The organism is Mesorhizobium intechi (assembly GCF_002879535.1).
Lineage (GTDB): Bacteria > Pseudomonadota > Alphaproteobacteria > Rhizobiales > Rhizobiaceae > Mesorhizobium > Mesorhizobium intechi.
Map to the genome: position 1 here is coordinate 1 of NZ_PNOT02000112.1, position 10,636 is coordinate 10,636.

Below are 10,636 nucleotides of genomic sequence, written 5' to 3' on the forward strand. Positions count from 1 at the left end.
ACACAGCATAAAACTGTTCTCGTAATCGTTGTTATTTCTAAAACTGTCATTGAAGGCGGGAACTTGATGGGTATGTTCGCCGCGGAAAGGGGGCGCGGTGCGCGCCCTTTCGTTGTGGGGGTGAGGCGGGAAGACATATCCGCCAGCCACAAATCCGAAGCCATTTAAAACTATGACTGGAGAGGTCAGAAAATGAACATCAAGAGCCTCCTTCTCGGCTCAGCCGCGGCCCTGATCGCGGTGTCCGGCGCTCGCGCCGCCGACGCTGTCGTCGTCGCCGAACCGGAACCCGCCGAATACGTCAAGATCTGCGACGTATACGGCGCCGGCTACTTCTACATCCCGGGGACCGAGACCTGCCTGCGTATCGGCGGCTATGTCCGTTATGACATCGGTGCTGGCGATGTCGGCTCGCTCGATGGCGTCAACCATGTTCCTGACAGCATGGGCGGTGGCGATCACTCGACTTGGTACAAGAATGCCCGCTTCACGCTGAAGACGTGGACTGGCCAGGAAACCGAGCTCGGCACTTTGAAGACCTATACCGAGACACGATTCAATTTCGGCAACAAGCCTGGCGACTACTCTAAGGGGGCTGCCGATTGGCAGGCGGTTAACAAGTCTCTTTCCCTGCGTTTCGCCTGGATTCAGCTTGGCGGCCTGCGCGTCGGTAAGGACGACACGGCCTTCGATACGTTTATCGGCTACGCCGGCAACGTCATCCAGGATACGCTGGTTCCGTATGGCGGACAGGAGAGCAACGTCGTCCAGTACTACTTCGACGGGGGCAACGGGCTGACCGGGCTGGTCTCGCTCGAAGAGGGCGCCGGCACCGGCACCATCGACAGCTATGTTCCGCATGTCGTCGGCGGCTTGAAGTACAAGGGCGACTGGGGTGCGATCACTGGCGTCGTCGCCTATGACAGCAACTATGAAGAAGTTGCCGGCAAGGTTCGTTTGGACGTGAATGTCAGCAAGGAATTCTCGCTGTTCGTCATGGGCGGCTACGGTTCGGACAACAACCTCAACGATCCGACCAACGCCGTCAACGCCAAGGGCCGCGGCTTCTACAAGCAGTGGGGCGGCAACTGGGCAATCTGGGGCGGCGGTACCTACAAGTTCAACGACAAGACCGCGTTCAACGCTCAGGTCTCCTACGACGACTGGAAGAACCTCGGCATCGCCGCCAACGTTGCCTACACCGTTGTGCCTGGCTTCACGGTCACCGCCGAAGTCGACTACCTCAATGCTGGCAAGTTCGGCGACTCCGACTTCAACAACTGGACCAAGGCCACCAAGAAGAGCAGCCTCGGGGGCATCCTCCGCTTCCAGCGCTCGTTCTAATAGATCGATAGATGTCATCGGACCGCCCGCAGCATGTTGCTGCGGGCGGATTTCTTATGCGTTGGTGCGGGAGCCGCCCAGGCGCCAGGCCCCTACCTTGATTTCACCACCCGATCGGTGAAAAACTGAAGCATGGAATGGCGCGACGAGGGAATCATTCTCGGCACCCGCAAGCATGGCGAAACCGGCGCCATCCTGGAGGTGATGACCCGTGCGCATGGCCGCCATCTCGGTCTCGTGCGCGGCGGCCGCTCGCGCAAGCAGCAACCCGTCCTCCAGCCCGGCAACCGCGTCGACCTATTGTGGCGGGCGCGTCTTGACGAACATCTCGGCACGTTCCAGGCCGAGGCGATCGAGATGAATGCCGCCAGGCTGATGGACAGCGCCGTCGCCGTCTACGGCCTGCAGACCATGGCCGCTCATTTGCGCCTCTTGCCGGAGCGAGACGCCCATGGCGGCCTTTACGAGGCGCTTTCGGTGATGATCGTCCATCTCGACGATGCCGATGCCGCCGGCGAACTGGTGGCGCGCTTCGAGCTTCTGATCCTCGATGAACTCGGCTTCGGCCTTGATCTCAGCCAATGCGCGGCCACCGGCACGAGGCAGGATCTTGCCTATGTGTCGCCGAAGTCGGGCCGCGCGGTGTCGCGCGAGGCCGGCGCGCCGTGGCGTGACAAGATGCTGGCGCTGCCGCCCTTCTTGCAGCGCGGCTCCGGCCTGCGCGCCGATCCGGCTGCGGTCGAGGACGCCTTCCGGCTCACCGGTTTCTTTTTCACCCGCCATGTCTATGAGCCGCGCGGTATCGAACAACCTGATGCCCGCGCCGGCTTTCTTGCTGCACTGCGCAAACATCGCGCCGCGCGCAAGGTCATTGCCGGAGACAATGCAGCATGATGGCGGTCGAACCGTATCGGGGTCGGATCCGTCGCTCGGTGGCAACCTCGTGGCTTTCGGTACCGAGACATGTTCCAGCCGCCAATCCTGGCGGCGCGTTGAGTTTTCAGCCGTTTAGCCGCCGCATTTGGATGTCAGTGAGATGAAGCGTCAGTGAAAACTGGCCTGGTTTGGGGGAACCGCCATGTTTGAAAGCCTGATCGGCCTCGTCGCCATCATCGCCTTGTTCGTCATCATTTCGCGCCAGCAGAGCCGCATCGGACTGATCGAACGCGAGCTTGGTGCGCTGCGCAGTCTCGTCCTTTCAGGCGTCGTGCCGCCGGTGGACAAGCCTTCGGAACAGATGGCGGCCAATGGCAAGGCCGACTCGGCGCCGATGGCTGCGGCCGCGGCCGACATCGCCTCGCCGGCGGTGAGCGAACCGGTCACACAGGCGCTGGCCACAGAAACAGAGGCCCCGGCTGGCGAGGCCGTTTCCGGCCCCTGGTCCGCGGGCGAGGCTCCGAAGGCAGCAGAACCTGTCGAGCCGGTTGCAGCCCCCAAGGTCCCCGGCAAGCCGGATATCGAGACGGCACTCGGCACGCGCTGGGCGGTCTGGGTCGGCGGCATCGCGCTAGCGCTGGGTGGCCTGTTCCTGATCCGCTACACGATCGAGGCCGGCATTTTCGGCCCCGGCGTGCGGCTCACCATGGCAGGGGTGCTCGGGCTGGTGCTGGTTGCCGGCGGCGAGTTCATCCGCCGCACCGGCTTCAAGGTGCCGGTGCAAGGCGTTGCCGGCGCCTATATTCCGGCAATCCTTACGGCGGCCGGTGCCTTCATCCTGTTCGGCACTATCTATGCCGCCCACGGCATTTACGGCTTCATCGGCCCGGCGCTTGCCTTCACGCTGCTTGGTGCCATCGGTGTGGCGACGATCGCCGCGGCCCTGGTCCATGGCCAGGCACTTGCCGGCATCGGTCTTGTCGGCGCCATGGTGACGCCGGTGCTGATCGCCTCGCAGGCGCCCAATCCCTGGGCGTTGTTCGGCTACCTCGCCATCGTGCTCGCCACCACCGCTGTCATCGCCCGCATGCGTGACTGGAAAGCGCTGATGGCGGCCGCCTTTTTCGGCACCGGCATCTGGACCATTCTTTATATGGCCGACGCGCCGGGCGCGAACCTCTCCGCCATCCTGTTCATCGACGCCGTCACCCTGGCCGTGCTCGCTTTTGTCTGGCTCGGCCGCCATCGCGACGAAAACACCAGCGCCTTCGACTGGTCGTCCATTGTGCCTGGGCTGTTCGTTGCCTTCTCGGCGCTGGGCCTGTCGGTCGACCCGGCCTTCGCCGCGGCCGGCTATGCCTTGCCAGGCGCCGTGATCCTCGCGGCGATGGTGGCCGTTGCGCTCTATCGCCCGTTGGCGCTGCCGCTGCTTTACGCCGCCGGACTGGCGACGGTCATGATCTATCTCGGCATCATCCCGCCAACCTCGATCGTGTCCGACTTTTCTGCCGGCGCCCTCGGTGTCGACGGTTTGCCCGTCGCGACGTCCAATGCCTTGACCTTGCGCATCGGCATCGCGCTCGGCCTGGTCTTCATCGGCGCGGGCCTGTGGGCCGCCCGCAAATTCGCGGCATCTCCCTCGCTTCGATCCGCCTCATGGGCGGCATCGGGTGTCATCGTGCCGTTGGTCATCCTGCTGGCCCTCTGGTTCACCTTCGGCAATCTCGACCGCGACTTTGTCTACGCCGCCGTCGCCGCGCTGCTGGTCGTGGTTTTCGCCGGAGGCGGCGAATGGATCGCGCGCGCCGAAGAGCCTTCGCTCAAGGGCGGGGTGGCTGTGTCTTTTGCCCTGATCGGCGCCGCGCTCGCCGGCCTCTTGATGCTGCACATGGCTTTCAATTCCGGCTGGACCACCATTCTGCTTGGTGCGGCAGCCATCGTGCCGGCGCTGGCCACGCGTTGGCGCTCCTACCCGGTGTTCGGCTGGATTTCGGTTGGCGCCGTGATCGCCGTGCTTGGCCGTGTCGCCTTCGATCCGACCATAGTCGGCGCCGAGTTCCTGTCGACGACACCGGTGTTCAACTGGCTGTTGCCGGGCTATGGCGTCCCGGCGCTCGCTTTCGGCTTCGCCGCCTGGCAACTTGCCCGCACCACCAATGGCCGGCCGCGCCTCGCCATGGAAGCGGCGGCAGCGCTGTTTGCGCTGCTTGCCGTTGCCATGCTGGTGCGTCACGCCATGCATGGGGGCGTCATCGACACGGGTCCGATGACGCTCGCCGAACAGGCGATCTACACGCTGATCGCCGTCGGCGCCGGTGCCATCCTGGTCGCCATCGACATGCGCTCGCCAAGCTCGGTGCTGCGCTATGGTTCGATGGCGGCGGGCGTGGTTTCGGTCGCCTTGATCGTCATCCGGCATTTCGGCGTGCTCAATCCGCTGTTTACGGACGAATCGACCGGCCGGATCCCGGTCTTCAACCTGTTGTTCCTTGCCTATCTCCTGCCGGCCGCCGCCGCCGGCGTACTGGCGCTCTACGTCAGGGGCAAGCGGCCGAAATGGTATTCGGCAATGCTTGCACTGGTCGCGGCGCTGCTTGCCTTTGCCTATGCCACCCTGTCGGTCAGGCGGCTGTTCAAGGGGGAGTTCATCGGCCTGTGGAGCGGGCTCGGCCAGGTGGAAACCTACACCTATTCGGCGCTCTGGCTGGTGATCGGCGTCGCGTTGCTAACCGCCGGCGTCTGGCTGAAGTCGCAGGTGCTGCGCATTGCCTCGGCTGCGTTGATCGCAATCGCGGTGGTGAAGGTCTTCCTCTTCGACATGTCGGAACTGGAAGGCGTGCTCAGGGCGCTGTCCTTCATCGGCCTCGGCGCCGTGCTGATCGGCATCGGGCTGTTCTATCAGCGGCTTTTGACCAGGGCCGCGAGGGAGAAGATAGCGGTCGTCGAACAATGACGGCGGGGATTCAATCAAGCCGGGAATAAATCGGCACCCGCCAGCGTTATCTCATTGCTTGGGTGACCGGGGCGGCGGACCGCTTCGCGCTGGCCGCTTGCGTCGCGCCGGGAAGGCGCGTTGAATCGGGATCAACAAGGGCGATTTCAGAACCAGCGGTCATGGACGAAAAGAAGGCAGCAATCCTTGGCGAAATACCGCGCCTGCGCCGCTACGCACGCTCGCTGTTGCGCGACCGGGATTCTGCCGACGACCTCGTCCAGGACTGCCTCGAGCGCGCACTCATGCGGCTCGACAACTGGCAGACGGGAGAAAGCCCCAGGAGGTGGCTGTTTACGATCATGCATCATTTGTTCATCGACCAGATGCGCAAGGTGAACCGTCGCGGCGAAGCCGCGATGCTCCCCCTGGAAGCGGGCGAGGCAGTGGCCCAGCCGGCCGAGCAGTTGGAGGGCATCGCCTCGCGTGAGATCATCGACGCACTGCAGGCAATCAGTCCCGATCGCCGTGCGGCCCTTGTCCTGGTCGCCATCGAAGGCTTCTCCTATGCCGAGGCCGCCAACATGCTGGGCGTGCCCGCCGGCACGCTGATGTCGCGCATCGCGCGCGGGCGTGAGGAACTGCGCGGCTTGCTGGATGACACGGCGCGCCGCCGCGCGATAAGGATCGTCGAGAAATGATCCGCCGCGATTTTTCAGAACGTGACATCCATATGGCGCTCGATGGCGAACTGCCTGCCGACGAGCGCGGCGCCTATGATGCCTGGCTTGATACCAATCCCGAGATGAAGGCCAGGAGCGCCCGCTTCACAGCCGACCGGGAAGCGCTGCGCTCGGCCTTTGCCGGCGTGCTGGATGAACCTGTTCCCGCGCGCTTGCGCAAGGTCGTGCTCGGCGAAACGCCGGTTAAGACTGTGATCCCGCGCTCGCGCTGGTGGCTTGCGGCTGCCGCCGCGGTGCTTTTGGTGACGGGTGGATTTGGCGGCTACTTTGCCGGCATGGACGGCATCGGGCAGGAGAATCCGGCGGAAGATCGGCTCGCCGAACAGGCGATTGCCGCCCACGTCATATACGCCGCCGAGAAGCGGCATGCCGTGGAAGTACCGGCCAGCGACAAGGATCATTTGCAGACCTGGCTGTCCAACCGGGTCGGGCTTAAACTGGTGGCGCCGGACCTGACCGCGAACGGCTTCCAACTGGTTGGCGGCCGCTTGCTGCCGGCCGGCGACAGCAAGGCCGCGATGCTGCTCTACGAGGACGACAAGGGCGAGCGCATATCCCTCTTCGTCACCGCGGAATCGGTGGAGAATGCCAAAGGCACCTATGCTTCGGCGCAGGACGGCCCGCAGGCCGTCTACTGGCTGGACAAGGGCTACGGCTGCGCCGTCGTCGGCTCGCTGCCGCGCGAGCAGTTGGCGGTCGTGGCCAAGAATGCCTACGGCCAGCTTCTGGCAGGCCTCGCAAGCTGAGTTGGCCGCAATTGTTCGCAGCCGGTGGCCTATCAAAACAGCGATCCTGTTCAAAGCCCGCGAGCTTCCTTGCCGCGGCGGAAACTGTCACAATTCGGCCCTAATCGAGGAGCGATAGCGCTTGATGAATACCGGCGCTTCGGCCGGTGTTTGCGACGCTTTTGACCGGGGCCGTTTCCGCAACGCAATCGAGGTTTTCTCAAGTCGCATGCCTGCCGAGATCCGCACGGCCCGCGCGTCTGACGTCGATGATCTCGCCGCCATAGAGAAGGCCGTTTTCTCGAGCGATCGCATTTCCCGTCGCTCCTTTCGCCTGTTCATCGAGCGTGAGACCGCCGAGACTCTGGTCGCCGAACTCGACGGCCGCGTCGCGGGCTACGCGATCGTGCTGTTTCGCAAGGGCAGTGGTGTGGCGCGGCTCTATTCGATAGCCGTCGGCCCATTTTTCGGCGCGCTCGGCATCGGGCGCCAGCTGTTGACTGCGGCGGAGGAGGCGGCCTTCGGGCACGACCGCATGATGTTGCGTCTCGAAGTGCGCGAGGACAACGGCCGCGCCATCCGCATCTACGAGCAGGCCGGCTACCGCAAGATTGGCCGCGAGCCTGGCTACTACGAGGACGGCGCGACCGCGCTTCGTTATGAGAAGACCCTGCGCGGCGACCTTCCGGTCGCCACAAGGGTGCCGTTCTACCAGCAGACCTGCGAGTTCACCTGCGGCCCATGCTGCCTGATGATGGCCATGGCGAATTTCGACCGCGACTTCGTGCCCGATCCGGTGATGGAAATCCGTCTCTGGCGCGAGGCCACGACCGTCTTCATGATGTCGGGGCCGGGCGGCTGCGAACCATTCGGCCTGGCTGTCTCGGGTTATGAAAGCGGACTCGCGGCGGAGATCTTCGTTTCCTTTTACGGCGCGCTGTTCCTGCAATCGGTGCGCAGCGAGGACAAGCGCCGGGTGATGGAATTGGCCCAGGTCGACTTTCGCCGCCGCACGGAACTTTACGGCATCCCGGTGAATTACCGCCCGTTCACCATAGATGACATCAGGACCGCGATCGCCGCGGGAAAGCTGGTGCTGGTGCTGATCAGCGGCTTCCTGATGTTCGGCAAGAAGGTGCCGCACTGGGTGCTGGCCATCGGCGACGACGGCGATCATATTCTGATCCACGACCCGTGGGTCGAGGACGAAAGGCAGGAAACCATCCTTGATGCCGCCAACATTCCGGTGCCCTACGGCATCTTCATGAACATGGCGCAGTTCGGCCGCGACGGACTGCGTGCCGCCATCACTCTGGGGAAGCGCGACACACAATGACCTGGGTCATCCTTACCGGCCGGCAGAGCGATCTCGACCAGGTGGCGACACCGCACAAGATCATCACCAATCGTGACTATCTCGCGCATCCGTCGCTGTTCCGCGGCCAACGGCCGAAGGTCATCAACCTGTCGAACAACTACGGCTACCAGAGCCGCGGCTACTATGCCTCGTTGCTGGCGAGTTCGCGCGGCCACAAGGTCATTCCGACCGTCGAGACGATGATCGACCTCTCCGAACGCAAGCTCTACGAGCATGCGCTGCCGGAACTGGAACTGGCGCTCAACAAATGCCGCAAGGACCTCGGCGGCACGTTTCCGGCCAAGGTGTGCATCTTCTTCGGCATCGGCCCGTCGAAAGTCTGGGATCGCTTCGCCAAGCTGTTGTTCGACTGGTTCCGGGCACCGGCACTCGAGGTCCACATCAAGGACAGCGCCGAATGGGCTTCGATCCGCAAGATCGGCTTCCATCCGCTGGCGCGCATGACCGAGGACGAGGAAAAAAGCTTCATCCAGTGCCTGGAGACCTACACCAACCGCGAATGGCGCGACACCAAGGGGCGCACGCCGGCGCGCTACACCTTCGCCACGCTGGTCGATCCGCATGAGGAACTGCCGCCGTCGGAAATCTCGTCGCTGCGCTACTGGGCCAAGATCGCCGAAAAGATGGGCGTCGAAATCGAGCCCATCACCAGGAAGGACCTCGCCAAGCTCGCGAACTACGATGCGCTGTTCATCCGCGAGACCACCTCGATCTCCAACCACACCTATCGTTTCGCCCGCCGCGCCCAGCAGGAAGGCATGCCCGTCATCGACGATCCGCTGTCGATGATCCGCTGCACCAACAAGGTCTATCTCAATGAGCTGATGGCCTACAACAAAGTGCCGGTGCCGCCGACGGTGATGATCGCCGGCACTTCCGACTTCGAACTGGCCGCGCAGACGCTGGGCTTCCCGCTGGTGCTGAAGATCCCGGATTCGTCCTTCTCGCGCGGCGTCAAGAAATGCGAGAATCTCGAGGAACTGACGCGGCTTGCGACCGAGTGGCTGGAGGATTCGGATCTTCTCATCGCGCAGAAGTTCATTCCGACCGAATATGATTGGCGCGTCGGCGTGCTCGGCGGCCAGCCGCTGTTTGCCGTGCACTATCTGATGGCCAAGAAGCATTGGCAGATCGTCAACCACAAGGCCAACGGCAAGCCCGACCAGGGCGGCATCAAGACCTTCACGCTCAAGGAGACGCCGCCCCATGTCGTCGAGACTGCGGTCAAGGCGGCGCGCTGCATCGGCGACGGCCTCTACGGCGTCGACCTCAAGGAGACCAAGGACGGCGTCTTCGTCATCGAGGTCAACGACAATCCAAATCTCGACCATGGCTGGGAGGATTCCGGCGAGAAAGACGAGGTCTGGGTGCGGCTGACGCAGTGGTTCCTGGAGCGCCTCGATCGGCCGGGGCGGTAACGGTCAACCAAGGGGAAGACATGCAGTTCATCGTGATCGAGGATTTCACCGGCTGCGACCGCAAGGATATTTACCGCCGCTTCCGCGATCGGGGCCGCCTGAAGCCGGAGGAGCTTGTCGTGCACCACAGCTGGATCGCGGCGGATATGAGCCGCTGCTTCCTGCTGGTGGAGACGGATGACGTCACGCTGCTGCAGCGCTGGGTGATCGAATGGGCCGATCTGGTCGAGTTCGAGATTGTTCCGGTGGCGACGAGCAAGGACATGGTGGCGGCCTTGAGCGGGCACCTCTGACTAAAGGACGGGCCAGCGGAGCGCCGGCGAGCTCACAGCGCGCCGGCATTCCTCTATCAGCCACTCGCGGAACGCCGCCACGACATCGCGCCTGGCGCTGTGCTCCGGAATGGTCAGGCAATAGGGCTGGCGCAGTGCGATCGCCCTGGCGGCGGGGCGGACCAGTCGGCCGTCCTCCACCGCTTCCGCACAATAGACCCCTTGCGCCAGTGCCACACCCAGGCCCGAAATGGCGAGGTCGAAGGCGGCGCGCGACGAGTTGGTCGACAAGCCCCGCTGCGCCGCCCGGCCGGGCTGGACACCTTCAGCCTCGAACCAGTTGCGCCAGGACGGAAACGAGGCGCCGGTCGGTCCCCAGTCGGTGTGGATCAGCGGCAGCCCGGCAAGCGGACCGCCGTCCGCCTCGATTGCGCTGGCAAGCCCCGGTGCGCAGACCGGATAGACGGCGTCCCGGGTGATGTCCTCGGTCGGGTGCTCGCGATAGTGCGGACCGTAGGAGAGCCTGATGTCGATCAGTTCACGGTCGAACGGCACCGGGTCGTCGTCGCCGCGTAGCGAGATGTCGGCAGCGCCGTGGCTTGCGACGAAGCCCGCGAGGCGCTGCGAAAGCCAGCCCATCGCCATGGATGGCGGCACCGACACCACCAGGCGCGGTCGGAAGGCGCCGCCGCCCAGCTCGCGCGAGACACTGCCGATTTCCTGGAAGGCCATGGTCAGCCGCGGCAGCATCTCCACGCCGGCCTCGGTGGGCACAACCTTGCGGTTCATCCGGTGAAACAGCTTGCGCCCCATCTGTTCCTCGACGGTGCGGATAAGCTGGCTGACGGCGGCGGCCGAGACGGAAAGCTCTTCCGCAGCCGCGGCGAAGCTGCCCGTGCGCGCCGCGGCCTCGAAAGCCTGAAGTCCCTTGAGCGATGGAGATGTGAC

Annotated in this window: 9 protein-coding genes; 8 read left to right on the plus strand and 1 reads right to left on the minus strand. The window is 64.1% G+C overall.

Features of this window, described 5'->3' with window-relative positions; all coding sequences use genetic code 11:
- Positions 1-192 precede the first annotated feature (192 nt).
- The 8 genes from C1D09_RS10335 to C1D09_RS10370 all read left to right on the plus strand — a co-directional run bounded on the left by C1D09_RS10335 (position 193) and on the right by C1D09_RS10370 (position 9,709).
- Positions 193-1,344 carry a porin gene (locus C1D09_RS10335; RefSeq protein WP_143974172.1) on the plus strand — a complete coding sequence of 384 codons (1,152 nt, stop codon included), beginning with the start codon at positions 193-195 and terminating at the stop codon, positions 1,342-1,344.
- Between the two features lie 132 nt (positions 1,345-1,476).
- Positions 1,477-2,238, plus strand: a complete 762-nt coding sequence (recO, locus tag C1D09_RS10340) for a DNA repair protein RecO (RefSeq protein ID WP_143974173.1) — start codon at positions 1,477-1,479, stop codon at positions 2,236-2,238.
- A gap of 184 nt (positions 2,239-2,422) precedes the next feature.
- Positions 2,423-5,173, plus strand: a complete 2,751-nt coding sequence (locus tag C1D09_RS10345; RefSeq protein WP_143974174.1) for a DUF2339 domain-containing protein — start codon at positions 2,423-2,425, stop codon at positions 5,171-5,173.
- A gap of 161 nt (positions 5,174-5,334) precedes the next feature.
- Complete coding sequence (locus C1D09_RS10350; RefSeq protein ID WP_143974175.1) at positions 5,335-5,853, plus strand: RNA polymerase sigma factor; 519 nt, start codon at positions 5,335-5,337, stop codon at positions 5,851-5,853.
- Positions 5,850-6,641: an anti-sigma factor family protein gene (locus C1D09_RS10355; RefSeq protein WP_143974176.1), complete on the plus strand. Its 792-nt coding sequence runs from the start codon at positions 5,850-5,852 to the stop codon at positions 6,639-6,641. The genes C1D09_RS10350 and C1D09_RS10355 overlap by 4 nt, the downstream gene beginning before the upstream one ends.
- A 208-nt stretch (positions 6,642-6,849) precedes the next feature.
- Positions 6,850-7,956: a peptidase C39 family protein gene (locus tag C1D09_RS10360; protein WP_143974177.1), complete on the plus strand. Its 1,107-nt coding sequence runs from the start codon at positions 6,850-6,852 to the stop codon at positions 7,954-7,956.
- Complete coding sequence (locus tag C1D09_RS10365) at positions 7,953-9,416, plus strand: RimK family protein (protein ID WP_143974178.1); 1,464 nt, start codon at positions 7,953-7,955, stop codon at positions 9,414-9,416. Before C1D09_RS10360 ends, C1D09_RS10365 begins: the two co-directional genes overlap by 4 nt.
- A gap of 20 nt (positions 9,417-9,436) precedes the next feature.
- On the plus strand, positions 9,437-9,709 hold the full coding sequence (locus C1D09_RS10370) for a DUF3303 domain-containing protein (RefSeq protein ID WP_096456341.1): 273 nt from the start codon (positions 9,437-9,439) through the stop codon (positions 9,707-9,709).
- On the opposite strand, the gene C1D09_RS10375 is transcribed toward C1D09_RS10370, so the two are convergent.
- On the minus strand, positions 9,710-10,636 hold a 927-nt coding region (locus tag C1D09_RS10375), incomplete at its 5' end, for a LysR substrate-binding domain-containing protein (protein ID WP_143974179.1).

Excerpts from the sequence above, each read along its gene's own strand:
- C1D09_RS10335 (WP_143974172.1), top strand. The coding sequence starts at position 193 with ATGAACATCAAGAGCCTCCTTCTCGGCTCAGCCGCGGCCCTGATCGCG.
- recO (WP_143974173.1), top strand. The coding sequence starts at position 1,477 with ATGGAATGGCGCGACGAGGGAATCATTCTCGGCACCCGCAAGCATGGC.
- C1D09_RS10345 (WP_143974174.1), top strand. The coding sequence starts at position 2,423 with ATGTTTGAAAGCCTGATCGGCCTCGTCGCCATCATCGCCTTGTTCGTC.
- C1D09_RS10350 (WP_143974175.1), top strand. The coding sequence starts at position 5,335 with ATGGACGAAAAGAAGGCAGCAATCCTTGGCGAAATACCGCGCCTGCGC.
- C1D09_RS10355 (WP_143974176.1), top strand. The coding sequence starts at position 5,850 with ATGATCCGCCGCGATTTTTCAGAACGTGACATCCATATGGCGCTCGAT.
- C1D09_RS10360 (WP_143974177.1), top strand. The coding sequence starts at position 6,850 with ATGCCTGCCGAGATCCGCACGGCCCGCGCGTCTGACGTCGATGATCTC.
- C1D09_RS10365 (WP_143974178.1), top strand. The coding sequence starts at position 7,953 with ATGACCTGGGTCATCCTTACCGGCCGGCAGAGCGATCTCGACCAGGTG.
- C1D09_RS10370 (WP_096456341.1), top strand. The coding sequence starts at position 9,437 with ATGCAGTTCATCGTGATCGAGGATTTCACCGGCTGCGACCGCAAGGAT.